Annotated in this window: 22 protein-coding genes; 20 read left to right on the top strand and 2 right to left on the bottom strand. The window is 72.8% G+C overall.

The window, feature by feature from the left end; translation table 11 throughout:
* Window positions 1-5 precede the first annotated feature (5 nt).
* From VM95_RS25620 to VM95_RS25610, 4 genes are all read left to right on the top strand, one after another.
* A complete protein-coding gene (locus tag VM95_RS25620) occupies window positions 6-638 on the top strand; it encodes a nucleoside/nucleotide kinase family protein (protein WP_045700714.1) in 633 nt (210 codons plus the stop codon).
* Window positions 639-650: 12 nt separating this feature from the next.
* Window positions 651-1,517, top strand: a complete 867-nt coding sequence (locus VM95_RS25615; RefSeq protein ID WP_045700712.1) for a protein kinase domain-containing protein — start codon at window positions 651-653, stop codon at window positions 1,515-1,517.
* Between the two features lie 107 nt (window positions 1,518-1,624).
* Window positions 1,625-1,762 carry a hypothetical protein gene (locus VM95_RS43375; protein WP_167352958.1) on the top strand — a complete coding sequence of 46 codons (138 nt, stop codon included), beginning with the start codon at window positions 1,625-1,627 and terminating at the stop codon, window positions 1,760-1,762.
* Window positions 1,763-1,876: 114 nt separating this feature from the next.
* Entirely contained in the window at window positions 1,877-2,785 is a 909-nt protein-coding gene (locus VM95_RS25610; protein ID WP_157882206.1) for an aKG-HExxH-type peptide beta-hydroxylase, read from the top strand.
* Between the two features lie 69 nt (window positions 2,786-2,854).
* Here VM95_RS25610 and VM95_RS25605 read toward each other — a convergent pair whose 3' ends face one another.
* The gene (locus VM95_RS25605) at window positions 2,855-3,694 is read right to left on the bottom strand and encodes an NAD(P)-dependent oxidoreductase (RefSeq protein WP_045700707.1); all 840 of its coding nucleotides are present in this window, start codon (window positions 3,692-3,694) and stop codon (window positions 2,855-2,857) included.
* Window positions 3,691-5,055, bottom strand: coding sequence for an NsdA family TPR-like regulatory protein (locus VM95_RS25600; protein WP_045700705.1), 1,365 nt, complete (start codon window positions 5,053-5,055; stop codon window positions 3,691-3,693). The genes VM95_RS25605 and VM95_RS25600 overlap by 4 nt, the downstream gene beginning before the upstream one ends.
* Before the next feature lie 385 nt (window positions 5,056-5,440).
* On the opposite strand from VM95_RS25600, the gene VM95_RS25595 reads away from it, so the two are divergent.
* From VM95_RS25595 to VM95_RS25525, 16 genes are all read left to right on the top strand, one after another.
* Window positions 5,441-5,830: a roadblock/LC7 domain-containing protein gene (locus tag VM95_RS25595; protein WP_045700703.1), complete on the top strand. Its 390-nt coding sequence runs from the start codon at window positions 5,441-5,443 to the stop codon at window positions 5,828-5,830.
* Window positions 5,827-7,308, top strand: a complete 1,482-nt coding sequence (locus VM95_RS25590) for a Mur ligase domain-containing protein (RefSeq protein WP_045700700.1) — start codon at window positions 5,827-5,829, stop codon at window positions 7,306-7,308. Before VM95_RS25595 ends, VM95_RS25590 begins: the two co-directional genes overlap by 4 nt.
* A gap of 48 nt (window positions 7,309-7,356) precedes the next feature.
* On the top strand, window positions 7,357-7,878 hold the full coding sequence (locus VM95_RS39095) for a helix-turn-helix transcriptional regulator (protein WP_052707568.1): 522 nt from the start codon (window positions 7,357-7,359) through the stop codon (window positions 7,876-7,878).
* Window positions 7,879-7,989: 111 nt separating this feature from the next.
* Window positions 7,990-9,879 (top strand): glycoside hydrolase family 15 protein, encoded by a 1,890-nt coding sequence (locus VM95_RS25580; RefSeq protein WP_063773565.1) that lies wholly within the window; start codon window positions 7,990-7,992, stop codon window positions 9,877-9,879.
* 11 nt (window positions 9,880-9,890) lie between these two features.
* Window positions 9,891-11,978: a tetratricopeptide repeat protein gene (locus tag VM95_RS25575; RefSeq protein WP_167352957.1), complete on the top strand. Its 2,088-nt coding sequence runs from the start codon at window positions 9,891-9,893 to the stop codon at window positions 11,976-11,978.
* 234 nt (window positions 11,979-12,212) lie between these two features.
* The gene (locus tag VM95_RS40655; RefSeq protein ID WP_078860513.1) at window positions 12,213-12,380 is read left to right on the top strand and encodes an FxLD family lanthipeptide; all 168 of its coding nucleotides are present in this window, start codon (window positions 12,213-12,215) and stop codon (window positions 12,378-12,380) included.
* Window positions 12,381-12,515: 135 nt separating this feature from the next.
* A complete protein-coding gene (locus tag VM95_RS25570; protein ID WP_341846030.1) occupies window positions 12,516-15,563 on the top strand; it encodes a lantibiotic dehydratase in 3,048 nt (1,015 codons plus the stop codon).
* Window positions 15,560-16,816, top strand: a complete 1,257-nt coding sequence (locus tag VM95_RS25565) for a lanthionine synthetase C family protein (protein ID WP_045700695.1) — start codon at window positions 15,560-15,562, stop codon at window positions 16,814-16,816. The genes VM95_RS25570 and VM95_RS25565 overlap by 4 nt, the downstream gene beginning before the upstream one ends.
* 14 nt (window positions 16,817-16,830) lie before the next feature.
* On the top strand, window positions 16,831-18,912 hold the full coding sequence (gene fxlM, locus VM95_RS25560) for a methyltransferase, FxLD system (protein ID WP_045700693.1): 2,082 nt from the start codon (window positions 16,831-16,833) through the stop codon (window positions 18,910-18,912).
* A gap of 4 nt (window positions 18,913-18,916) precedes the next feature.
* Window positions 18,917-20,062, top strand: coding sequence for a hypothetical protein (locus tag VM95_RS25555; protein WP_063773564.1), 1,146 nt, complete (start codon window positions 18,917-18,919; stop codon window positions 20,060-20,062).
* 397 nt (window positions 20,063-20,459) lie between these two features.
* Complete coding sequence (locus VM95_RS25550) at window positions 20,460-21,707, top strand: ParB/RepB/Spo0J family partition protein (RefSeq protein WP_045700691.1); 1,248 nt, start codon at window positions 20,460-20,462, stop codon at window positions 21,705-21,707.
* Window positions 21,676-22,317: a hypothetical protein gene (locus VM95_RS39090; RefSeq protein WP_157882205.1), complete on the top strand. Its 642-nt coding sequence runs from the start codon at window positions 21,676-21,678 to the stop codon at window positions 22,315-22,317. The genes VM95_RS25550 and VM95_RS39090 overlap by 32 nt, the downstream gene beginning before the upstream one ends.
* A gap of 101 nt (window positions 22,318-22,418) precedes the next feature.
* Entirely contained in the window at window positions 22,419-22,967 is a 549-nt protein-coding gene (locus VM95_RS25540) for a hypothetical protein (protein ID WP_045700690.1), read from the top strand.
* Window positions 22,964-23,644 (top strand): hypothetical protein, encoded by a 681-nt coding sequence (locus VM95_RS25535; RefSeq protein ID WP_045700688.1) that lies wholly within the window; start codon window positions 22,964-22,966, stop codon window positions 23,642-23,644. The genes VM95_RS25540 and VM95_RS25535 overlap by 4 nt, the downstream gene beginning before the upstream one ends.
* A gap of 193 nt (window positions 23,645-23,837) precedes the next feature.
* On the top strand, window positions 23,838-24,041 hold the full coding sequence (locus VM95_RS25530) for an antitoxin VbhA family protein (protein ID WP_045700686.1): 204 nt from the start codon (window positions 23,838-23,840) through the stop codon (window positions 24,039-24,041).
* Window positions 24,041-24,745, top strand: coding sequence for a Fic/DOC family protein (locus tag VM95_RS25525; protein ID WP_063773563.1), 705 nt, complete (start codon window positions 24,041-24,043; stop codon window positions 24,743-24,745). The genes VM95_RS25530 and VM95_RS25525 overlap by 1 nt, the downstream gene beginning before the upstream one ends.
* The last annotated feature ends 251 nt before the right edge of the window (window positions 24,746-24,996 follow it).

Raw genomic sequence — 24,996 nt, 5'->3', positions numbered from 1 at the left:
CCGCCGTGCTCGTGGCCCTGGAAGGCTTACCCGGCGCCGGCAAGAGCACCCTGCGAGACCGGCTCCTCGCCGACGCCCGCACCGGCGGCGTCCCGCTCGACCACACTGGCCAGTTCTCCTGGCTCTCCCTGGCCGCCACCCGCACTCTGGTGCGCCTGCGGGCCGGACACAGCTCCGACGATCCCGAGGAAGCCGTCGAAGCAGCCTGCTGGGACCTCGCACTCCACGCCCGCTTCAACCTCACCCCGGCGCTCGCCCGCGGCCCGGTCATCGCCGACCGGCTCAGCCTGTCCACCGCCTGCCTGCTCGCCCTGGTCCACCGGCGCCCGGTCGCCGAGTACGTCGAGCGCCTCGCCGAGCAACAGCGGGCCCGCCCGCAGCTGACCGTCCTGCTGACCACCGAGCCCGGCCTGTGCCAGGCCCGCATCGCGGGCCGCGAGAGCGCCCCGCGCTTCACCGACCGCCCCGAGGCCGCCGCCCGCCTCACCGACCTCTACCCGCAGGCCGCCACCGCCTGGACCCGTTGCACCGGCCTGGAGGTCTGGCAGCGGCCCTGCACCACCAAGGCCGACCTCGACCAGCTGGCCGCCGACTGCCTCGCCCACCTGAACGGCTCCAACCGCCCGTCCGCGATCTGAGGAATCGAGCTGATGAACCTCCACCCCCTCCACCCCGCCGCCTGGGTCATCGACCAACTCCGCGCGGACGGATGGCAGGTGAGCGACCTGCTCGCCTTCACCCGCGCCAGCACCCTGGTCACCGCCCACCGCACCGGAGGCCAGCCTGTCGTGCTGAAGGCCGGCTTCGGCTCCAACCACGTCCTGGCCGAACTCCCCACCGACCAGCGGCCCGCCGCGTACGGCTTCTACTGGTACGCGCAGATGACCGACGCCGAACGCGCCCTGGCCCGCGAGGACTTCCGCCACGAGGCCGACCTCACCCGGGCCGCCTCCGGCGCCGACCACGTTGTCCCCCTGCTCGACCACGGCCACGGCGAGCGGTTCGACTGGTACACCATGCCCCTGTGCGACGGCGGCAACTTCCGCACCTTCATGGCCTCGGGCAAGGACACCGACGAGGGCCTGAACATCCTCGCCGACGTCGCCGAGGGCCTGCTCGCGCTGCACCAGCGCGGCATCGTCCACCGCGACGTCTACCAGGAGAACATCCTCATCCACGGCGGCCGCGGCCTGATCACCGACCTCGGCGCCGCCCGCCGCCTGTCCGTCGCGCGCGGCCCCGAGCACCGCGGACCCGAAGTCCACTGGCCGCCCGAGTACCTCACCGGCTACCACCAGGCTGGCCCGGCCGCCGACGTGTTCAGCCTCGCCGTCCTGATCTACCGCTACCTGTGCGCAGACATCCCCCGCCTCGGCGGCCACGCCAACCTCGCCCTCATCCCCGCCGCGCTGCGGACCCTGGTCGTCGCCGCACTCTCCGACCAGGGCAGCGACCGCCCCGCCATGAGCGACCTCGCCGCCGCGCTCCGCACCGCCGCCCGCACCGCCTCGCACTGACCGGGAGGCCACCGTGACCCGGGCGCGATCACCGCCCGGTGCCCGAGCACGCACCACCGCAACGGGCACGCACAACCATCCGATTCGCTCAGAAGGAGAAGGACCCCATGGACAACGACCGCATCTCCGAGTTCCTGGCCGACGTCGAGGGCCTGCGCGGCGAGGACGAGACCGTCCGCGCCACCGCCCACACCTCCAGCGTCTCCGCCGAGGGCTGGCTGACCGCCGAGGGCGACGTCGCCTGAACACCCCTGACCGCCCGGCGCGCTGAACGCCGGCGGTAACCAACCTGGGGCCGGACCCGACCGCGGCGGGCCCGGCCCCAGGCCACCCCTTCCGCCCTGGACAGGAGCCCGCACGTGGACAACCCCGGCCTCTTCGACTTCCCGCCGACCAGCCGCCTGCACGACGAGCGCACCGCCAAGATCCACACGATCCTCAGCCCCGGGGCCCCGCCCCGGCCCACGGGCCTGGGCCCCGCTGCCGACTACTGCCTGGCCCACCACGCCCTCGAAGGTGCCGAAGCCGCCGCCCGCTCCGGGGAGCGGGCCGCCTTCGACTGGTACACCGCCAACCCGCACGCCGACGCCACCGCCGGCTCCACCCCCACCGTGCTCGGCCCGCGCGTCGTCGTCGCCCCCGACCCCGCCGGCCTGCCCCGTTCCCCGATCTCGGAGACCCCGTACTACGTGCTCGGCCCCGGCACCGAACACGCCGCGCCCGGCCTGCGGACGCTGGTGGCCGACGCGTTCACCACCGCCGACCAGACCGGCTTCGGCCCCCTGCTGGCCGCGCACGCCGTCGTGGTCGTCCTGCTGCGGGCCAAGCAACTCGGCCAGACCCTGATCAGCTGGACCATCACCCGCCTACCCGGCACGGTGTTCCTCGACCACACCGGCGACCCCGCCGTGCTGGCCCGCGACCTCATCCACGAGGCCGGCCACAACTGGCTCAACGACGCCCTCGCCGCCGCCGGGTGCACGTTCGACGACCAGGCCGTCTTTCACTCCCCCTGGAGGGAGAGCATGCGGCCCGCGTTCGGCTTCCTCCACGCCTGCTGGGCCTTCCCCCTCACCATGCTCTACACCGCCCGCGTCCTGGAGCACACCGAAGGTGACGTGCGCGCCTTCCTGACCGCCTACCTCGACCAGCAGCGCGACCTCCTCGCCGCCAGCGCCGCCGACCACCCGCGCGCCCTCGAACTCATCCACGACGAGGACCTGCGCGAGCGCCTGGCCGCCGTCCACCGCCAGGCGCTCACCCTGTGACCGCCGACCGCCCCACCTCCCCGGGCCCGACGTTGCTCGTTCGTAGCGAGCTCGTTTGTGGATCGAACGTCAGTCGGTCGATCGGAGAGCGTCGAGCACGTCTTCAACCGTGAGATCGCTACGGTCTTTCAGGCTGTCCCACCTCATCAGGGTGCTGGCAGCTGCGTGCGCGAGGTCGGCGGGCAGGCCGGCGTCCGTCAGAGTCCGGGCCACATCCTGCATCTCTGGCACCCACCGCCAGGCTCGGGGGGCGACGGTGCGGAGGTAGTCCCGATCGGCCAGGAACGGGCCGGCCATCGTGTTGCCTTCGTCGATCAACTCAGCTGTCACTCCGTGGAGATCGGCGAGTGCGTGTGCGACGCCTACCAGGCTCCTGACGGCTTTCTGGTAGCTGGCGAACGCCAGCTTGAGCGCTGAGGCCGCACCGGCGTCCCGGTCGAGGCAGCGGACAGTGACCAACGTGTTGTCGAAGATCTCGGCCACCTGCCTGGCCGCTGCCGGGTCGCCGGCAAGGTACAGACGTGCGGTAGTCGAACCGGCTGGGGGCGGGCCGATAATGGAGCCGTCGAGGAAGGTCGCACCTGCTCGGGAGACGGTACGGGCGATGTTCGTGGCCCGGGTGGGGCTGATCGCATTCGCGTCCACGAAGATGCCCGCGAACGGTACGGCCGCCACGTCAGCCGCGATGTCTTCGGCGGCGGCCGGTGGGCAGATCGAGATCACGATCTCGCTCTGCCCGAGCGCGGTGCGCAGGTCATCGACGGGGAGCAGGCCCGCGTCATCGGCACGGCGCCGACTGCTCTCGCTGCGGCCTTTCGGGAGCCACAGCACCCTGTGCCCGGCGGTGACGGCCTGGGCGGCAACGGCGGCACCCATCTGTCCCGGGTGCAGAACCGTGATGGTGCTCAACCGCGTCCCCCAGCTGGTAGTTCGTTGCGGGCCCTTCGATGCTGCATGATCCCATCCTGGAGGGACAACCCGATCGCCGAGGTACCGGCCGGACTCGCAGCCAGTCGGCGCGCGAACTGACCGAGTCGTCGGCTGACGCTCTCTGTGGGTCGCCTGCTCGCGACGGCGATCACCGCGTCGATCTGGTGGGCTGCTCCCTCTATCTCGTCACCCGCCAGCTCTGCGAGGGCCAGGTCCATGCGGGCAAGAGACAGCTCGCCCAGCCGCTGATTCTCCGGCGGGGCGGACTCGTAGAGTGCGACGGCCTCTTCGGCCAGGGCCGCTGCCTCCCTGTTGTTCGCGTCGCCGCCGAGCCACAGGCGAGTGGTGGCGGCGTAGAACCGTTGCTTGGCCAATGGGAAGGCGAGCATCCCGCCAGGGATGTCGTCATCGGCCGCTTGCTCCCGATACTCGTCGGCCCGGCGCAGGGCTGCCACTGCGTCGTGCTCCTGACCGAGGCGGGCGTGCGCCCTTGCGGCGATGCTGGCGAGACGGATGTGGGCGGTTCCGTTTTCCGGGACGTACTGTTCGCCTGATTTCACCAGGCGAATCGCGTCGTGCGGGCGCTCCTCCCAGTAGCAGATCAGCGCTTGGGTGCCCCTGATCCACGATCGCAGTCCGTTGTGGCCGGCCTGTTCGGCGCAGACGAACGCGGTCCGGGCCTGGGTTTCCGCTTCGCGGTAGGCGCCGAGGTCGAAGCTCGCGTTGGCGAGGATTCCGCAGAGCACCGAGGCCGCCAGGTAGAGGTCGCTGGTGTACGCCGGAGGCTGTCGGCCTTCCAGAAGCTCGAAGCATCGGTCCCGAAGTGAGAGGACTTCCTCGAAGAGTGGGACGACCGGCCGGTTGGGGTAGGTGGAGACGATCCTGCGGATGTCGGCCGACAGCTGTTCGAGGCTGTGCGGGCCGACGTTGCTCTGTTCCGCATAGGCGGCGAAGGAAGCCGATTCGCTGGCGGCTGTCATCAGCAGGTCCCGGGTGTGAGCGTCCGAGCTGGCGCCCGGCTCTATGCATTGTGCGGCAGGGAGACGCGAACTGCGCTCCCCCGCGGCGCGGGCAGGCCCGAACAGCTCCCGGGCACTGCGCTGGAACAGGTGCTCCAAGACCCGCGCTGTCAGCGGCCTGGGCCCGCTGCCGTGCTGTCCGCGCGTCCATCTGGAGAACTGACGCTCTCCAATGGTGACCTTCGCCAGCGCGGGGTTGTGTTCGAGGCGCGCTACCTCGGCAGCAGCGGTTTGCAGCTGCTTGAGGAAGACGAGGTACTCACCCAGCCCGCGCTGCTGCACCAGGACCTGGAACAGGGAGATCTCTTGGTCTGACGCCATGACAACTCCGTTACGGCGATCGATGGAACGGCCTCAGGTCAACGATCTCCGATCCCAGCCCGAGGCGGGAGGGGCAGCGGCGAAATGTCGGCACTCATGTCGGCTCATGTCCACCTGTGTCGGCTCGTGTCAGCGTTTGGTTACTAGCCGAAGTCGGTCGGACACGAGCAGGATTCCCCCTGTCGCGCCAGACGAGCGCCGTCCGCCTGGGTGATCCAAGCGGTGGACGAGCACCCGAGTCGGAGCGGCAGGCCGGCCGCCGTAGCAGCGGCTACGGCCCGGGGCAGGTCGGCGCGCTGGCCATAGGGGCATCACGCGCAACTCAGAGACGACAGCCCCGACTTCTCGGCCATCTCCCCGCACGACCTGGCGAAGGAGCAACACCGTGAGTTCACCCCACCCGCAGTTCCTGAAGGAGCTGGTCACCGACACCACCGGTGCCGTTGCCGCCATCCACGTCAGCTCCGAGGGCCTCGTCGTGGGCACCTCTCCCGGGCTCGACCGCGACGATGCGGACAAGTGGGCCGCCGTGATGGCGGCGCTGAGTGCCGTGAGCACCAACGGGGTTGACATCGTCGGCAGCGTCACCTCCATCAGGTACCCCTGGGGGCACAGCATCATCGAGGACCGGCTCGGCCGAAACCTCACGCTGGTCGGCGCGCCCGACAAGTCGATGCTCGCCGTGGTCGGCACCGAGGCCACGGACCTGGGCGAACTCTTGGACCGGATGATCCGCCTTGCGGAGCAGGGCCTCCTCGCTCTGGTGGCGGCGTGAAAGCGGCACCGGCCGGGCGCGCCGCCCGGGGCTTCCGATGTCCCCGCCCGCTTCCCGACGTCCTGATCGCCCCGCACGTCGTCGACCCGCACAGCCCCGGCATGGCCGGGCTCGCGTCCTACCTGGCCCGGCGCGGTGCACGCGTGACCGTCGCGCCGCAGCAGGACGGCCGCGAAGACGAGCTGCTCCAGCGCCTCGCCCGCGCCGGCGCCGTGCTGCAGCCCGTGGTGCCGGGCGTGACGACGGCGCTGCTCTGGGGCGGACACGGCGCAGCGGTGCACGAGATCCTCGATCGTGCAACCGGCCAGGGCCTGCCGAGCATGGGCTACTCGCGCGCGCTGGAGCTGCTGGGCGGCACCGCGCCCACCGTCGTGGCCGTCGTGGGCAGCCACTCCACCACCATGGCCGCCGCCGCCCTGACCTGCGCCCTGACCGCCCGCGACCCGGGCTGGATCCTGACCGCCGCCCCGCACGGCGACGCACCCGGCTACGACGGCAGCGGCGACGTCCTGGTGGTGGACCTCTGCCCCGACACCGCTCTCCACGAGGCCGCCCCGCCGGGCTGGCGCCACCGCACCCTAGGCTCGGGCCTGCACCCGGCGGTCACGCTGGTCACCGCCGTGGACACAGCACCGCCGATGTTCGCGACCCGCGAGGACGCGTTGGACGACATCGAGGCCCTGGCCCGCAGCAGCGAGAGCGTGGTGGTGTGGGCCGGGCAGCCCGGCTGCGACGAACTGCTGGAGCGCCTGCGCCGAGCCCCAGGCCCGCGGGTCGTGACGGTGGGCCGGGGCCAGGGCATGGACGTGCAGATCCTCCGTCTCCTCTGGAGCGGGGAGGACCACCACCTCACCATCCAGGCCGGCGGCGAACGGGTCTCGCTCACCGTGCCCATCGCGGGCACCACGTCCGCCCTCGGCGTCGCGGCGGCGTTCGCGGCCGGATGGGCCCTCGGGGTGTCCGGCTCCGACCTCGTCGACGGGCTCGGGGCGTTCACCGGGGCCGAAAGGTCGCTGACCCGGCTGGGCACGGTCGGCCGCGTCACCGTGATGGAGTCCCGCGCACAGCACCCGGAGGAGATCGCCGCCGACCTCCAGGGGGCGCGGATGCTTACCGAAGGTGCGGTGATCGCGGTGTTCGAGCCGGTCGGTCACCTGCGCACCGGCGCGCTGGCCGAGCGGATCACCGCGGCCCTGGCCGCCGCCGACCACACGGTGCTGCTGCCCGTCCTGTCCACCCCGGCCCGCCCCCAGCTCCACCTTGACGGCATCGCCGCGCTCGCCAGCGCCAGCGACGGTGTCGGCGGTCAGGACGGCGGCGCGCTCGTGATCCCCGAGCCCGGACCCTGCGAGATGGGCGCCGAGGAGGTGGCAGCCTCCCTCGCCCGCGCCGACGACGTGATCCTCACCATCGGCAGCGAGGGCGCCCGCCGCAGCGGCCCGAGGCTGCTGGCCGCCCTTGACCGGGCCGCCCAGTAGCAGCACACCCCACCCTGCCCTCACCTGATCGTGCCAAGGAGCTTCGTCATGCCCGTTTCCCTTCCTGACCGGCCGGACCTGTCCGAGGCCGACGTCCTGCTGCTGCGCCAGGTCGCCGGTGGTCACCTGATCGACCCGATCAGCCGCGCCACGGGCCTCGCCGCCAAGGCGGTCAACCCCGCCGTCGAGGCGCTGACGGCCCGGCTCGGCACGCCGTACCGCCACCGCGCCGCCGCTCTCGGCGCGGCCTGGGGATGGGTGCGCCCTGAGGACGTGCCCGTGTCCCACCCGACCGGCGAGGCGCTGCTTCCTCGCCACAAGCAGGTGCTCGCCGGCCTGGTCGCCGGTGAGGACCCGAGGGCGACCGCGAAGCGCCTCGGCCTGGCCGAGAGCAGCGTCCGCACCTACCTCCAGACCATCATGCGCATCCTGGGCGTCCGCACCCGGCAGCAGGCAACGGCCCTCGCCGTCCTCACCGACATCGTGCCGCTGAGCGCCCTGGGCAACGGCTGGCCGGACACCTGGCTCTCCGCGACCACCAGCCCGCCCGCGCAGCAGCAGGCGAGTTGATGCCCGACACCCGGCCGTAGCCGCGCAGCCGCCCCACCCGCCCCGAGGCCGCCGGGAACGCCCGTCCCACGAGGCGCCCCGCCATCCTCTCCACCCAGCGTCAGGACCACCATGTCCCTGCCCATGTCCGCCCCGCCGATCGAGGACCATGCCCTGATCGGCAACGGCCGCACTGCCGCCCTCGTCACCCGCGACGCGATGCTCACCTGGTTGTGCTGGCCCCGGTTCGACTCCACCGCCGTGTTCAGCGCGCTGCTCGGCGACGACGAGCACGGCTTCTGGCGCGTCGCCCCCGCCCGCGACAGCGATGGTGCGCCGACGCTCAGGACCCGGCGGCGCTACGCGGGCAACTCCGCGGTGCTGGAGCAGGAGTGGAGCACCCCGTTGGGCTCGGCCCGCGTCACGCTCTTCATGCCGGCACCCGACGCGACGGGTTACGCCCCGGCCCGGATCGTGTGGGTGGTGGAGGGCCTGACCGGCAAGGTGGACTTCGCCTCCGAGTTCCACCCGCGCCCCGGCTACGGGAGCCTCAGCCCGGTCTTCCACCGTGTGGAGCACAGCGGGCAGGCCCGGCTCGTGGCCACTAGCGGGCACGACTCCTTCTGCCTCGACGGGCCGCTCCACAGCGTCGGCCAGCAGGGCCCCTGCCGGGCCGACTTCACGGTGGCAGCCGGCCAGAAGACGGTGCTCGCCCTGTCGTGGCAGCCCGCCGACCTGCCGTTGCCCGCGCCCACCGACAGCCTGGCCGAACTCGCGGACGCCCTGCGCTTCTGGGAGTCCTGGGCGTCCGCGTGCACCTACCAGGGGCCGCACCGGGCCGTGGTCCTGCGGGCCCTGGTGACCCTCAAGTTGATGTGCTCCGCGGACGGGGGGATGGTCGCGGCCCCCACCACGTCGCTGCCCGAGGCGCTCGGCGGCGAGCGCAACTGGGACTACCGCTTCGCCTGGCTGCGCGACTGGTCGCTGGCGGTCAAGACGCTGGTCAGGTGCGGGTTCCTGGACGAGGCCAGGACCTTCCGCGATTGGCTGCTGGCCCACGTCGACCCCGTCGACCCGGGCGTGCTCTACGGCATCGGTGGTGAGACCGGCGTGGAGGAGTACGTCCTGGACCACCTGCCCGGCTACGAGGGCTCGCGTCCGGTCCGGGTGGGCAACGGCGCCGCCGGCCAGCTCCAGCTCGACGTTCCCGGCGAGGTGGCCGACGCCCTGCTGGCCGCCGAGGACGCCGGGCTCGCCCCCGACCCGGACGCCGACCGGTGGCTACTCCTCCAGGCCGACGTGCTGGAGCAGCGGTGGCGCGACCCGGACGAGGGAATCTGGGAGGTGCGCGGGCCGCGCCGGCACTTCACCCACTCCAAGATCCTCGCCTGGGTCTTCTTCGACCGGCTCGTCACGCTGCTGGAGCGCCGGACTCCTGTCGATTCGGAGAGGCTGGAGCACCTGCGCGCGGTGCGCGAGGAGATCCACGCCGACGTGTGCGCGCGGGGCCTGGACCCACAGCGCGGGGCGTTCACCCAGTACTACGGCGGCGAGGACCTGGACGCCTCCCTCCTGCTGATCCCCGCGCTCGGGTTCCTGCCCGGCGACGACAAGCGAGTGATCGCCACGGTGGAGGCCGTCCAGCGCGAACAAGCCACCCCCGATGGCCTAGTCCACCGCTACCCGACCCACGCGGCGAGCGGTGCGAACGTCGACGGCCTGGCCGGGCGCGAGGGCGCCTTCCTGCCCTGCGCGTTCTGGCTCGCCGACGCGCTCCACGCGATCGGCTACCGGGACGCAGCATCCGAGCTGCTCGACCGCCTTCTGGTGCTGCGCAACGACGTCGGGCTTCTCGCCGAGGAGTACGACCCGGTGAGCGAACGCCAGTTGGGGAACTACCCGCAGGCGTTCAGCATGCTCGCGCTCGTCGATTCCTGCCTCGCCCAGCAGCACCAGGCGGTTGCTCTACCCACCCAGCCCAGGCCCGCACCGGCCGTGCTCACCGCTGTGGAGGCACAGTGACTCACGGCTCGGTGAGCAACACCATCGGCGGCTCCGCCCAGCTCCACACCGCCGTGCAGGCGCGTGACATCCACACCATCCACTTCCACCCCGAGCGCCGGGCCTGGCCCACTCCGCGGCAACTGCTCGCGGTGCCCGCGGTCTTCACCGACCGCTCGGACGCGCTCGCCTTCCTCGACGCGGCGCTGGCCGACCCGCCGCCGACCACCGCGCCAGTCGCGGTGATCAGCGGCCCGGACGGAATCGGGAAGCGAACCGTCGCCGCCCGCTGGGGCCACCGGGCCGCCGAACGGTTCCCGGACGGCCAGCTGGTCGCCCGGCTGCGCGCCGGCCGTCCGGCCACGGTCGGCGAGGTGACCCGAGCCCTGCTCCGGGCGCTCGGTCTCGGCAACGGCGAGGTGCTGCCGTGGCACACCGAGGAGCTGCTGGCGCTGTGGCGGTCGGTGACCGCCACCCGGCGGCTGCTGGTGGTGCTGGAGGACACCGAAGCGGCCGAGCAGGTCCTCCCGCTCGTGCCCGCCAGCCCTCAGTGCGCGGTCGTCGTCACCTGCTCGGCGCCCCTTCCCGCCCTCGCCGCCCACGGCGCACGCCACCACCGCCTGGAGGCGCTCTCACCCGAGCACTCCCTCCTGCTGCTCGGCCGGATCGTCGGCGAACAGCGCGTCCACGCCGAGCCGCAGGCCGCCGCCGCGATGGTCCTGGCCTGCGGCGGCAACCCGCTCGCGGTCGGCCTCGCCGCCGGGGAGGCCGTGCTCGACCCGGCCCGGCCGCTCAGCGATCACCCGGTGCTCACGGCACCCACAACCACGGAGGCCGTCACGATGACGACCGCGCTCGTCTACGACTCGCTGCCCGAACCCGAGTCCCGGCTGCTGCGGCTCCTGGCCCTGCTGCCCGCACCCGACTTCGACGTGCTCACGGCCGCCGCAGCGACCGCGACCCCGGTCGTCCAAACCGGACAGCTGCTCCAAGACCTCACCGCCCGTCACCTGTTGGAACACACCGGCCGATGTACCGGCCGCGGCGAGGTGTACCGGTTCCGGCCCGCCCTGCACGACAGCTTCCGGACCACCGCAGTCGGCGCCGACTCGAACAAGATCCGGGTCCTGGTCGTCCAGCGCTACCTGGACGTCCTGACCGCCACCGCGCACGCCACCGTCCAGCAGCTCACCCCGCACCACCGCGTGCTGCCCCGCCAGCACCGCCACCTGCCCAGCGAACCGATCCGCTTCGACGGCGAGCACAGCGCGCTGGCCTGGCTGGAGGCCATCGCACCCGCCATCCAGCCCGCCCTCGACGCCGCCCGCGAACTCGGCGAGCACCAGGCGCTCGTCACCCTGGTCCACGACCTGTGGCCGCTCTTCCACCGCCTGCGACGCCTCGACCTCAGCGTGGCCGCCCACAAGCAGGGCCTGTGGTCCGCCAAGCTCTGGGGCGACCACATGGCGATCCGCGAGATGACCACCACCCTGGCCCTCGCCCTGAAAGGGACCGGCAGCCTCGCCGACGCCCAACAGCGCTACCAGGAGGCCCTCGACCTGGCCGCCGCCGACGAGGACCTCAGCGGGATCGCCCAGTGCACGATGGGCATCGGCTCGTGCCTGTGGGCCGGCGGACACTACGCCGACGCGAAGCCCCACCTCAGCGAGGCCGCCCGCCTCTACGACGACCTCGAAGACCTCCGTGGTGCCGCGCTGGCGGACATCCTGCTCGGCTCGGCCGCCGCCCGCCAGGGCCAGCCCGACGACGGCGTGGCCCCGCTCTCGGAAGCCCGCGCGAGTCTGGCCCTGCTCAATCCGCCCGACCCGCTCAACGCCGCCCGGGCCCTGGCCTTCCTCGGCGAAGCCCACTCCCTCGCCGGACGGCACGACCTCGCCGTCACCGCCCTCACCCAGGCCCGGGAGACCTTCGAGGGGATCGGCCACGCCCACTGGTGCGCCCACGCCACGGAGTTCCTCGGCCAGGACGCCGAACGCGCGGGGGCGAAGGAGGCAGCGCTCGCCTGGTACAGCGCCAGCCTCGACCAGTACACCGCGCTGGCCAGCCTGAGGGACATGGATCGCCTCGACGCCCGGATCACCCAGGCGAACCTCCCGTGACCGCCCCCGGCCGAACCGGCACGAGCCACGCCGGCGACGACCGCTCCCCGGTCCGTCCCGCGCCCGGTCACCGCGACCGGCCGTAGCGCCCCGCGCGCACGGCTGACCGCCCGCCGCCCGTGGACATGCCGGCCACGGGCGGCGAGGTCGCCCCACCATCTCCTGGTGATGCGAGGCGCACGTCCGCGCCCCGACGCCAGGTCCCGCAAGGGAAGTTCGAACAGGAGGTATCACATGGCCCGTCAGATCAAGGCCGAGACCCCGGCCGCCCCGGTGGCGGCCACCGACGAGTTCGACCTCGACGTGACCATCGTCGAGCGGACCGACGCCGCCAGCCTGGAGGTCCTCACGGACGACGGCTGCGGCGCGACGTGCGGTGCCTGCACCACCGGCTTCCACTGATCCACCCGGTGCCGCCGGAAGGACAGCCGTCCTTCCGGCGGCACCACCGCCCCGCCAGCGTCCCGACAACTCCCGAGGTCCCCGATGCGCCGCTCCGCCCGTTCGGCCCCTTACCGCGCTGCAGACGTGGCACTGGTGCGCGCTGTCGCCCGTCCCGCTCTGCTGGTTCCCGCCTGGCCGGACCTCACCACCACCAGCCCCGAGCCAGCCGTCCAACAGGCCGGGTGGCTGCGCGAGGTGTGGGCCGACGAGGACACCGCCGAGGCGCTCGCGCTGGCAAGCCCTGCCCTGGCCCGCCAGGTCCGACAGCTGCTCTCCGGTGAGCAGCGGCCGCGGGAGGTGCGGCGCGCCGCCCTGTCCACCGCCCGCTACCTGCTGCGCGCTCTTGGGAGGCCGACCCCGTTCGGGCACTTCGCCGGCGTCCAGGCGGCGACCTTCGCTCCCGTCGCCGACCTGCGCTGGGGCGACGGCCACCAGGTTGTCGCGCGGGCCTCGTCCGCCTGGCTCGCCCATGTGATCGGCCAGTTGGAGCGCATACCTGCGCTGCTCTCCCGGCTGGAGGTGGCGGCGAACGACACCGGCCACGTTCGCGGTGACCGGCTGGTGATCCCGCACCGGCCGCTGGAGCGGCCCGGGGGCGGTACGGGCGCGGCGGAGGTGAGCCTGCGCCACACCCGCCCGGTCGCCTTCGCCCTCGATGTCGCCCGCCGCCCGGTCCCGTTCGGGGTGGTGACCGGCAAGCTCCGTGCGGAGTTTCCCGGAGCGGCCACGGCGAGGATCGAGGGCGTGCTGGCCGAGCTGGTCGCCCACGGCGCGCTGATCACCAGCCTCCGGGCCCCGGCCACCGAGCCGGACCCGCTCGCTCACCTGCTGGCCGCGCTGGAGAAGGCCGGCGCCGACCAAGTCCCGGAAGCCGCCGAGGTCCTCGCCGACCTGCGCGCCGCCGACCGTGCGATCGCCGCCCACACCCGGTCGCCGAGCCGTGCCGCCCGTGCGGAGATCACCCGGGCGATGGCCGCCACCGACCGGCCCGGCGCGCGGGACCGGCCGGGGCTGGCCGTGGACGTGCGCCTGGACGCCGACCTCGTCCTGCCCCAGGCCGTGGCCGACGAGGCCGCGAAGGCCGCCGGGCTGCTCACCCGCCTCAGCGCCCTCCCCTTCGGGTCGGCGGCGTGGCGTTCCTACCACCAGCGGTTCTACGAGCGGTTCGGCCGGGGCGCACTGGTACCGCTGCTGGACGTGGTCGCGGACAGCGGGATCGGCTGGCCGGACGGCTACCCGGGCGCCCGGGTAGCCGAGCCGCCGCGTTTCGGCGAGCGCGATGAAATCCTGGCCGCCCTCGCCCAGCGGGCGGCGCTCGACGGGCACCGCGAAGTTGTCCTCGGCGAGCAGCTGCTGGACGCGCTCGACCTCGGCCCCGCCGAGGGGCCGCGCCTGCCCCCGCACCTGGAAGTCGTCTTCGGCCTCCACGCCGCCAGCCGACAGGCCCTGGACCGGGGCGAGTTCTGGCTGGAGGTCGTCTCCGTCGCCCGCGCCGCCGGTGTCTCGACCGGACGCTTCCTCCACCTCCTCGACCCGCAGCACCGGGCGGCCTTCACCAGCGTGCTGACGAACCTGCCGACCATGGACGACCAGGCGGTCACCGCGCAGCTGTCCTGCCCGCCGCTGGACCCGGCGACCGGGCACGTGGCCCGCAGTGCGGCGACCGGGCAGCTGGTCGTCAGCCTCGCCGAGCACCGCCCGGGCACCGAGGGCGTTGTGCGGCTGGAGGATCTGGCGGTCGGCTGCGACGGGCGCCGGATGTACCTGGCCGCGCCCGCGCTCGGGGTGCGGATCGAGGCGAACGCCACCCACGCCCTGAACCTGCGCACCCACACGGCGCCGATGGCCCGGCTGATCTGTGAACTCTCCCGTGCCCAGGGCGCGCAGGTCACCGCCTTCTCCTGGGGCGCGCTGTCCAGCCTGCCGTTTCGGCCCCGGCTGCGGCACGGGCGCATCATCCTCTCGCCGGCCGCCTGGCGGCTGTCCGCCTCCGAGCTTCCGCCCGCGCGGGAGCCGTGGGAGCGGTGGGAGGCGGCTCTGCTCGACCTGCTGGAGCGGCGCCGTGCACCGCGGCGGGTGCTGCTGGCCGCCGACAGCCAGGGCCTGCCTCTCGACCTGGACCACCCCGGCCACCGTGTCCTGCTGCGCTCCCACCTCGCCTCCGCGCCGCACGCCGTCCTCGTGGAGACACCGGCCCCGACCGACCTGGGCTGGGCGGGAGGCCGGGCCCACGAGGTCGCCGTCCCGGTCACCGCCACCCAGACGCCGCCCTGGCCTGTGCTGCCCAGGCCCACCACCGCGCGGCTCCTGCCGCGCGGCCACGGCGACGCCCCCGGCACCTCCCGCCTCCTGCTCGCCTCGCTGTACGGCGACCTCGACCGCCAGGACGTCATCCTCACCCAGTACCTGCCCGACCTCCTGGACCAACTCGGTGACCCCGACTGGTGGTTCGTGCGCTTCCGCGACCCAGGCCAGCACCTGCGGCTGCGCATCACCCTGCCCCACCCCGACGCGTTCGGGCACGCCGCCACGGTGATCAGCACCTGGACCGCCGGACTCCACCGGGCCGGGCTGCTGTCCGCAGTCGTCTACCCCACCTCCTACACGGAGCACGGCCGCTGGGGCGAGGGCCCCGCCTGGGCCGCCGCCGAGCGCGTCTTCCGCTCTGACTCCGCCGCCGCCCTCGCCCAGCTGTCCCAGCCAGCGCGGCCCGGGAGGCTGGCGCTGCTGACCGCCCACGCCGTCGCCATCGCCTCAGGTTTCACCGGCTCGCCCTGCGCCGGGCTGCGCTGGCTCATCCGCAACGTCCCCGCCATGCCCCCCGCGACCATCGCCCGGCCCCTCTTCCGCGAGGCTGTCCGCCTCGCCGACCCCGCAGACGGCTTCGCGGCGCTGCGCGAACAGCCCGGCGGCGCCGCGATCGTGGACGCCTGGGCCGAGCGCCACCAGGCCCTCGACGCCTACCGCCGCTTCTTCCCCGGACCGCACACCCAGGGTGTCTCGCCGGATGACGTCCTCGGCTCGCTGCTGCACTGCTCCTACGGCCGCGCCCACCGCATCGACTTCGACGACGAGGCCCAAGTCCTGTACCTGGCCCGCGCCGCCGCGTTCGCCCGCCTCTCCCGGGACGGTGACCTGTGAACCCGCACCCCGCCCTCCACCTGTCCGACCGGATCGCCGACCTCCTCGCCGACCCCAACCGCGTCCCCGAGAGCTGGGCTTCGCGTCCGCAGTGGCGCCAGTCCCTGGCAACTGGTGCCCCCGGCGTCGCCCTGCTCCACATCGAGCGCGCCGCCGCCGGGCGGGGCCCGTGGGACCGTGCGCGGGCATGGCTGGAGGTGGCGGCCGACAACCAGATCACCAGCGGCCCCGACAGCCACCTCTACTACGGCGCCCCCGCCCTGGCGCACGTCCTCGGCTGCGCCGCCCAGACCCGGCCCGGCTCCTACCGGCGCGCCCTCGACCACCTCGGCCAGGCCGTCGCCGCCGACGCGCAGCGCCGCTGCGAGGCGGCGCTCGCCCGGATCGACGCCGCCGAACTCCCGGCCCTGGCCGAGTTCGACACGATCCGCGGGCTGGCCGGCATCGGCTCCGTCCTGCTGCACCGCGCCCCGCGCGGCGAGGCGATCCGCACCGTGCTCACCTACCTGGTCCGCCTCACCGACGACGTCAAGCACCACGGCCGGGTCCTGCCCGGCTGGTGGACCCCTAGCGGCCCCTCCGGCGAACCGGACGACCGGATCCCGGACGGGCACGCCAACAACGGGCTCGCGCACGGGATCGCAGGTCCCCTCGCCCTCCTCGCCCTGGCCTTGCGCCACGGCGTCGAGGTCGACGGCCAACGGTCCGCAATCAGCACGATCCTGGCCTGGCTGGAGCGCTGGCGCGAGCGCCACGCCTGGCCGTACTGGGTCACCCCCGCCCACCTGACCGGCGCCGTCCGCGGACCGCTGGCCCCGCAGCGGCCGAGCTGGTGCTACGGCACCGCCGGCATCGCCCGCGCCCAGCAGCTCGCCGCCCTCGCCCTCGGCGACCAGCGCCTACGGCACGACGCCGAGGACGCCCTCGCCACCGCCCTGCTGGACCCGCCGTCGCTGGCGGCGACCACCGACCTGTCCGCCTGCCACGGCTACGCCGGGCTCGCCCACATCGCCCACCGAGCCGCCGCCGACGCCCTTCCGCGCACCGCGGCCCGGCTGCGCTCCGCCGCCGCCCTGCTCCTGGACACCACCCACCCGCCGCGCACCGACCCCGACGCCCAGGCCCGGCGGCTCCTCGCCCAGACCGGACCCGCCTTCCTGGACGGCGCCGCCGGCACCGCCCTCGCGCTGCTCGCCCCCGCCACCCACGCCGCACCGGCGACCCGCTGGGACGCCTGCCTCCTGACCGCCTGACCGAGGACCGACCGATGACCACCAGCTGGATTCAGCACGACCTCACCTTCGCCGACCCCGCCACCGTCGAACCCATCGCCGCCCACCACCTCACCCCCGCCCTCGACTTCGCCGAGAAGTCCGGCACGCTGGAGGGCTGGTGGTACATGCGCAAGCACGGGCTGCGGCTGCGCTACCTCGCCGACGCCCCCGCCCCCGTCGTCACCTCGCTCCTGGACACCCTCACCGAGGAAGGACTCCTCACCCGCTGGGCGAGCGTCATCTACGAACCCGAGACCGCGGCGTTCGGCGGCGACGAGGCCATGGAGACCGCCCACCGGCTCTTCCACACCGACAGCCGGCACCTGATGACCCGCGCCGCCCAGCCCGACCGGCCCGCCCTCGGCCGCACCGAGACCGTCGTCGTCCTCGCCTCCGCCATGCTCCGCGCCGCCGGCCTCGACTGGTACGAGCAGGGCGACGTCTGGAGCAGGGTCGCCGACCTACGCCCCGACCCGCCCGCCCTCGCGCCCGAGCGGGTGACCACCCTGACCGCCGCGATGCGCAGGCTGATGACCCTCGACACCCGCCAGCTCACCCGCCCCGGCGAACCACTCGCCGCGCACACCGCCTGGGTCGACGCCTTCGAGAAGGCCGGACAGGACCTCGTCCGCCTGCACCGCGACGGCCGCCTCACCCGCGGACTACGCGCCGTCCTCGCCCACCACACGCTCTTCCACGCCAACCGCGCCGGCGTCCCCATCGAGCACCAATCCGCCACCGCAGCAAGGGCGGTGGCCGCAGTCTTCCACTCCGGCGAGGACCCCGCGCCCTCGCAGCCAACCATCCGCACAACCACTAGGGTCGCCCACGTGACTACTCTCAGCGACAGCACCACCCCGGCCGCCGAGCAGCTGCGCGACGCTCTCACCGAGCGCCTGCTCGCCGGCAAGCACATCACCAGCACCCCGGTCGAGAACGCCTTCCGCGCCGTCGCCCGCGAGCACTTCCTGCCCGGCTTCCCGCTCGACGTCGCCTACGCCGACAACCCGACCTACACCAAGACCGACGGCTCCGGCACCCAGATCAGCGCCGCCTCCCAGCCCACCATCGTCGCCATGATGCTGGAACAGCTCGACGCCCAGCCCGGCGAGAAAATCTTCGAGGCCGGAGCCGGGACCGGCGTCAACGCCGCCTACATGGGCCACATCGTCGGACCGGACGGACACGTGGTCGCCGTCGACGTGGACGACGACCTCGTCGACGGCGCCCGCAAGCACCTCGCCGACGCCGGGGCCGACAACGTCACCGTCGTCCTCGGCGACGGCGCCCTCGGCCACCCCGAAGGCGCACCGTTCGACCGGATCATCGCCACCGTGAGCGCCAGCGAGATGCCCACCGCCTGGCCCCAGCAGGTCAAGCCGACCGGCCGGATCGTCCTGCCGCTGCGGTTGCGCGGAACCGCCAGCAGGGTCATCGCCTTCGAACGCGGCGAGGACTGCTGGGTCTCCGTCAACGACCAGCTCGCCGTCTTCATGCCGCTGCGCGGCAGCATGGACGACGAACGCCGCACGGTCACCCTCACCGGCCAGGGCGACGTCACCCTCCAGGTCCACAAGGACCAGGCCGACGCGGTCGACGCCTCCAAGCTGCTCGGGGTCCTCGACACCCGGCGCCACGAGCGCTGGAGCGGCGTGACCATCCCGGCCGGCACCACCTACGAGTACCACGACCTCTGGCTGGCCCTCACCCTCCCCAAGTCGATCATGCGGATGAGCGTGGCCAAGACCGCCCAGGAGCGCGGCGTCACCCCCATGCTCCCCTGGGGCGCCATGGCCACCGTCCACGACAGCTCCCTCGCCTACCTCACCCTGCGCGCCGGCGAACCCGGCAACGACGGCCGCAAGGTGTACGAGACCGGCGTCGTCGGCCATGGCCCCTACGGCGCTGCCCTCGCCGACCTCGTCTGCGAGGAACTCCGCACCTGGAACGAGCACTTCCGCGACCGCACCCTCCGCTTCGAACTCCCCGACGCCGCCGGAGCTCCCGCCGACCCGGCCGCCGGGCGCTTCGTCCTGGACCGCCCCCACCACCCGATCACCGTCATCTGGGAGTAGCCCCGTGCACCCGACCGGACCCACAGCCCAGCGCTTCCCGCTGGTCGCCCGCGTCCGGCCCGCGTGCCTGCCCCTCGAAGCCCGTGTCGGCCGGCTCCAGCAGCTGGCCGACACGGCCTCCCGGCAGACCGACCCGGGCCTGGCCTCCACCGTCTTCAACCAGGCAGCCCTCCTGGCCTCCGACGTCGGCCTCCCCGACTACGCCCGTGAGCTGTGCCACCGCCACGCTGCCCTCTACCTCACCCGCGGCCCGCTCCCCGCGACGAGCGCCATCCGCGGCCTCGAACCCATCGTCAACGTCGCCCGCCTTCACATCCGCGCCGGACACCACCAGCACGGCCACCAGCTCCTCCTCGATCTCTACCGCGCCGTGACTGCCGGAACCGAGGCCGTACTGGACGGCATCGTGGTGCCCGCCCAGCTGACCGAGGCCGACGAACAGCGCGCCGAGGTCCGGGCGTGGCTGTGGCGCGTGGTCCTCGCGGACGGCACCCGAGCCCTTACGTCCGCTGGCCGCTGGGACGAGGCCCTGCGACACATCGAGGGGCACCGCGGCATCGGTCGGCGCATCTTCGACGGCCGCCAGGTCGCGGTCCTCGCCCGAGCCACCGCCAACGACCTTCCCGGCGCCCGCGCCCTGCTGGAGGACACCGAGCCGGGTGAAGCATGGGAGAACGCGGTCACGGCGACGCTCACCGCCTTGTGCCGCCCTGGTGACCGGCGTGCCGCAGAGATGGCGATCAACCGCTATCTCGCGCTCCAGCAGGCAGACGGCCTCACGGTGTTCACCACCCGCCTCGCCCTGACCGCACTCGACGCCGCCGACCCGGACACGTCTGCCGCCCGAAGCCTGATCGCGAAGGTGTCCGGCCAGGCGAATGAAACCGGCGACGGCTACGTGCTGCGCGACCTGCTTGGGCACTCGGTTGTCCGCGAGCGCCTCGTTCCCGACGTTGCAGGCGAGTACGAACGGATGCTCGCCTCTTGTGCACTCGGCTCCGCTGCCCTGTCCGAACCTTTCCGCAGCCGCATGGAGGGCGCCCTGTCGGGTGCCGAGGAAGTGCTCGAAGGGGCCCCACACGACCCGCGGGAGCCGGGGGCTGACCCGTTGCATGTGAGTAGCGGACCAGGTGCGCGAGGGGCCCGGTGAGGCGTTAGTTGCGCTGGGTGGTTTTCCGGTTGTACTCGACGTTGCAGAGGGCCCCGTCCCCCTTCCGCGGCCCAGTATCCGGAGCCGGCCGCCCGCCTCAAGGGCGCTTCGCGTGGCTTCGCCACCGGCCTGCGGCCGGCCCTTGACCCGGACGGCCTCTTTGCCCCGGACCCCAGGCAGCTATCAGGGGGACGGGGGAGGTGTGTACGGGCTGGTCAGCTGTGCCGCCGTACCTTCCGCGCGACCCGCAAACGATCATGAATCCACCTCGGCCGAAGTGGCCCGAAGCCATCAAGTCTGGTTGACCAAAAACCCTCATTGGGGTATTATTGTTCTTGTTGGGAGGGGATGGCACCCCCGCCCAACGGGCAGAGACCAGGTACCTGTTGGAGGATTTGTGACCACCGTAATCGCCCCCGCTGAGCTGCTGGACGACGAGAGCTGCGCGCCGGAGCTGATCGAGCCGGCGGACGCAATCGAGGTCGACTCCGACGACGAGGCCACCGACCCGGGGGAAGCCCCGGCGAAGATCCTCCTCGAAGGAATCGACCCCGCCGAGCTGATCTTCACGCGCAACGTCCGCAAGGCCGAGCTGACGCCCGACTTCGTCGGCTCGATCAAGGAACACGGCCTGCTCCAGCCGATCATCGCGACCCCCTACGAGGGCGGGGTCGCGATCATCCTGGGCAACCGGCGCGCGAAGGGCTCGATCGAGGCCAACCGGACCGTCGACGTCATCGTGCGCAACGACCTGAGCGCCGAGGAAGCGCGGATCATCGCGCAGCTCGTCGAGAACATGCACCGCGAGGACATGCGCGAAAGCGAGATCGCCGACGCCTACGCACAACTGTCCATCGAACTCGGCCTCGACGCCGACCAGATCGCCGCGCGAGTCGCTCAGGACCCGAAGAAGGTCAGGGCCTCGATCGCTCTGTCAGCGATGCCGGAGACCGCCCGGAGCGCCGTGGACGAGGGAGCGCTCACGCTGGAGGACGCCGAGCTGATCGCCGAGTTCGAGGGCGACCCGAAGGCGTACAAGCGGTTGCTCGACACAATCGAGCGGGGTGGCAAGCTCAGCTGGGCCATCAAGAACGAGCGTGCCAAGGCCGTGAAGGCCGTGCAGCGTCGGGAGACCACGCAGGCGCTCAAGGCTGCTGGCGTCCGGATGGTCGGCGAGCCGTACGGATTCGGTTGGGGCGGGTCGAAGGAGGTCGGCCTGGAGGATCTTGCCGACGCTGACGGGGTGGTGCTGACGCCGGAGAACCACAAGAGCTGTGGCGGACACGCGGCCTTCTTCAACGAGAACGTACAGGGCGACATCAAGGCCAGGTGGCTGTGCCGTGACCCGCACCAGTACGGGCACACGGTGCTGCTGCGGAGCTACTCGTTCCGCAGCCCGGCCGAGGAGGAAGCGAAGGCGGCGGCGGAGCAGGCCAACCGTGAGCGAAAGGAGGCGCTCGCCATCGCTCAGGAAGTGCGGCACGAGTACATCCAGCAGCTTTGCCGGTCCAAGAAGGTGCCGAAGGGGATGACCCGGAAGGTGCTCGCGATGCGGCGATCATCCTGGTCGACGTCGACGAGTGGGCGATGTGCCGAAGGGGATGACCCGGAAGGTGCTCGCGATGCTGTATTCGCTGGGGGCTGACCAGCATGACCCCGAGGTGCTGGCCTTCCTCCAGGCGCCAGGTGACGACGACCGCACCGCCCGGTTCGGACGCTTCATCGGACGGACGGCCGAGGCACGACTGCCCCTGGTGATGCTCGCCATCGTGGCGGTGCGCGCGGAACGCGAGGTTCGCCAGGCCGTTTCCGGGTGGGGGAAGGCGGCGGTGGCCGTGGCGTGGTTCGAACTCCTCATGGCCTACGGCTACGAGCTGAACGAGCCCGAGATCGACCTGTTGGCCGTACTCCGGGCGAGGATCGCCGAGGCCGCCGCCAAGGCTGCTGCCGAGGCCGTCGCCGAGGAGGACGAGGAGCTGGAAGGCGAGGAGGGCGGGGACGGGCCGGAGCTGGCGGCCGTCGCCGAGGAGGACGAGGAGCTGGAAGGCGAGGAGGGCGGGGACGGGCCGGAGCTGGCGGCCGTCGCCGAGGAGGACGAGGACGAGGAGCTGGAAGACCCGCTGGACCGCTACCTCGCAGTTGTGACGGAGAACGAGTCCGAAGATGCGGACAGCGACGGCACGGATGACCAGGTCGAAGAGGCCGACGACTGGGAAGCCCGCTACCCGGAGATCAACGAACCGATCGCTGCCTGACCACGGGGGGGGTGACGCCCTCCCCGCCACGCCGGGGGTGTCCGATGGCACCGGACACCCCCGGCCCTCGGAGACCACACCACCAAGGCCGGAGGCCCCGCATGCTGTACCTCGCTACCACCGACGACCCGCCGCCCATCGTCCGAACCGATCTTGCCGTGCACCTCGCCGGTCGCCACGAGGCGCACGCCGTACTGATCGCCCGAACGATCCTGATGACCATGCCCTCCGCCCGAATCCGCCTGGCCCACCCGCAGCCCGCCTACGAGGCGTACAAGGCGTGGTCGCGCGCTGCCGCTCAGGCCGCCGCCCTGTTCGCGGGGGTACGGTCCGGCGTCGTTCCGGAGCCCGAGGGCCTGATTTCCGGGCACCTGCGTTTCGACGCCCCGGTCCGCCCGCCAGTCGTGGAGGCGCTGCCCGCGAAGCTCAGCCCCACTCGCGCGCCGCAGCTGCGCGTCAGCATCGGCGGGCTCCTGACGATCGTCACCGACATGGACGCCGTCACCAGCCAGCTCAACCTCTGGACCACGGCCTACCGGCACGCCGCGCGCCGGTGGGGCAACCTCCCCGACATCGAGGAGCTGGCCGCCGGGAAGGTGCCGATCTTCGAGGACGCCGAGGCTCCCGCGCTCACCCGGGCGGCGGCATGAACAGCGCCCGGCCGGTCGGCCCGCAGTACGTCACCCTGGTCACCGAAGGCGGCTACCGGATGCACGCCACCATCACCCTGGACTGGGAACACGGGGCCGCCCTGTACCGCGTCGCGGAGCTGGGCGGCACCATCACCGTGGGGTGGCAGCCGGGGCACTACTACCTGGGTTGCTGCTCCGGCGCCGCCATCGAGATCACGTATGGCAAGCCGACGCCGAGCCCGTTCACCCAGCACTTTGAGGATGCGCCGACCGTCTACGGAGTCCAGTTGGCCGAACGAGCGGTCTTCCACCCCGAGTCGATGAGCCCGACCAGTCACAGGTGGTTGGTCGTCCGGCGGGAGATCGGCGGCCACTACAGTCCCAGCGCCCCGGAAGGCACCCAGCGTAGGACCGCCGCCATCGTCTACGCGATCACACGGCACATGCTCTCCCGCCCGTGGGCCGCCGAGCTGCGCCGGGCCCACGACGAGCAGCACGCACCCGCCCGCCATCGCCACCACCAGGACGCCGTCAGGAAGTTGGAGGGTGAGGTGGCCCAGCTCCAGGAGCAGTTGACCCGGGAGCGGGAACGGGCAGCGGCCCAGGCCGTCGTGATCGAGAAGGCCGAAACCGGCGAGGGCCGCGTGACAGCGCTGCCTCAGCCGGTGGCGGAGGCCCAGCCGATCGCCGCCTGACCCGGCCGCCCGGACCGGCGGCCGGCACCGAGGGGGAGGGGCATCGAGCCCCTTCCCCCTCGCGCGCGCCCGCCGGCCGGGGCCGGCCGTCTGCCGCGCCCGTCCCGAGCGCCGGTGTGCCGGTCAGCGCCGGGCACGTACGCTGATGAGAACCACCCGCGCCCGCCCCGCGCGGAGACGAGGAGCAGCACCGATGCACGACCCCGACACCCCGGAGAGCCGCCGCCGCGCGTTGTCCTCCGCACTGGGCTCGGTCCAGGCGGAGGGACTCACCCCCACGGCGGACTACGACGCCGACGCGGAGGAGTACGCCGCCGGAACGATCTCCGCCGACGAACTGGTGGCCCGCGCGGAGGCCCGCCACCGCGCCCCGGGCACCGAGCAGCCGGCCCCCTGATGGCCGACCCGTACGCCGACCCGGACAGCGGCGTTCTGCGAAATAGGCTCGGCATCACCGACCCCCAGGCCCTCGCCGCCGCCGAGGCCGACATCACCGCCGCCCGCCTCACTCGCCTCGCCGAGAAGCCGATCCCCGGCACCTACGACCTGGCGCACCTCCAGGCGTTCCACCGGGAGGTTTTCGGCAGCATCTACCCATGGGCTGGCCAGATCCGCAGCATCGAGATCGCCAAGGACAACACCCGGTTCTGCCTCGTCCGCATGATCCCCGACTTCGCGAACGACACCTTCGGCCGTCTCGCCCGCCGCCAGAACCACCTCCGCGGCCTCGACCGCGACAGCTTCCTCACCGGCCTGGCCGACCTCTACGGTGACGTCAACGCCTTGCATCCGTTCAGGGAGGGCAACGGGCGGACGCAGAGGGCCTTCCTGGGACAGCTCGCAGCCGAGGCCGGGCACCCGATCGACTGGACCCGCCTCGACCCCGACCGCAACACGCTCGCGTCCATCGCCAGCTTCAACGGCAACTCCGGCCCGTTGCGGTCGATGCTCTCGGACCTCACCGTCGACCAGCCGGCACCAAGGACCCGAGCAGCAACCGCGAGCAGCGCGACCGTCAGGGCAACTCCGACTCCGACGCCGACACCAGTGATCCAGCCACCAGCCGTCCAGCCGTCCAACCAGCCGACCATCCGGCGCTGACCCCGGAAACGAGGGCGGCCGGTGGACACCCCCGCGGAAGCGGGTTGGCACGGTCCACCGGCCAGAGACCACAGCACCCCCGCGAACGGGTGGAGCATGCGGACTACCAGGGTAGAGCACCGGCCGAAGCGCCCGGGTGCTCGACGGCGAACCGGGCGGGATTCGGTCGCGCCTTCGGCGCGGCTGCTTTTTCTGGTCCGGGCGCCCCGCTGCGCGGTTCCCCCGGCCCCCCTTCGCGGCCCAGTATCCGG

This window comes from Streptomyces rubellomurinus, from assembly GCF_000961885.1.
GTDB lineage: Bacteria > Actinomycetota > Actinomycetes > Streptomycetales > Streptomycetaceae > Kitasatospora > Kitasatospora rubellomurina.
Note: the sequence above shows the minus strand (reverse complement) of the source record. Positions and strands in the feature narration are given on the sequence as shown.

Bases quoted from the DNA above. Each gene is read 5' to 3' on its own strand.
- VM95_RS25615 (WP_045700712.1), top strand. From the start codon at position 651: ATGAACCTCCACCCCCTCCACCCCGCCGCCTGGGTCATCGACCAACTC.
- VM95_RS43375 (WP_167352958.1), top strand. From the start codon at position 1,625: ATGGACAACGACCGCATCTCCGAGTTCCTGGCCGACGTCGAGGGCCTG.
- VM95_RS25600 (WP_045700705.1), bottom strand. From the start codon at position 5,055: ATGGCGTCAGACCAAGAGATCTCCCTGTTCCAGGTCCTGGTGCAGCAG.
- VM95_RS39095 (WP_052707568.1), top strand. From the start codon at position 7,357: ATGCCCGTTTCCCTTCCTGACCGGCCGGACCTGTCCGAGGCCGACGTC.
- VM95_RS25580 (WP_063773565.1), top strand. From the start codon at position 7,990: ATGTCCCTGCCCATGTCCGCCCCGCCGATCGAGGACCATGCCCTGATC.
- VM95_RS40655 (WP_078860513.1), top strand. From the start codon at position 12,213: ATGGCCCGTCAGATCAAGGCCGAGACCCCGGCCGCCCCGGTGGCGGCC.
- fxlM (WP_045700693.1), top strand. From the start codon at position 16,831: ATGACCACCAGCTGGATTCAGCACGACCTCACCTTCGCCGACCCCGCC.
- VM95_RS25540 (WP_045700690.1), top strand. From the start codon at position 22,419: ATGCTGTACCTCGCTACCACCGACGACCCGCCGCCCATCGTCCGAACC.
- VM95_RS25535 (WP_045700688.1), top strand. From the start codon at position 22,964: ATGAACAGCGCCCGGCCGGTCGGCCCGCAGTACGTCACCCTGGTCACC.
- VM95_RS25530 (WP_045700686.1), top strand. From the start codon at position 23,838: ATGCACGACCCCGACACCCCGGAGAGCCGCCGCCGCGCGTTGTCCTCC.
- VM95_RS25525 (WP_063773563.1), top strand. From the start codon at position 24,041: ATGGCCGACCCGTACGCCGACCCGGACAGCGGCGTTCTGCGAAATAGG.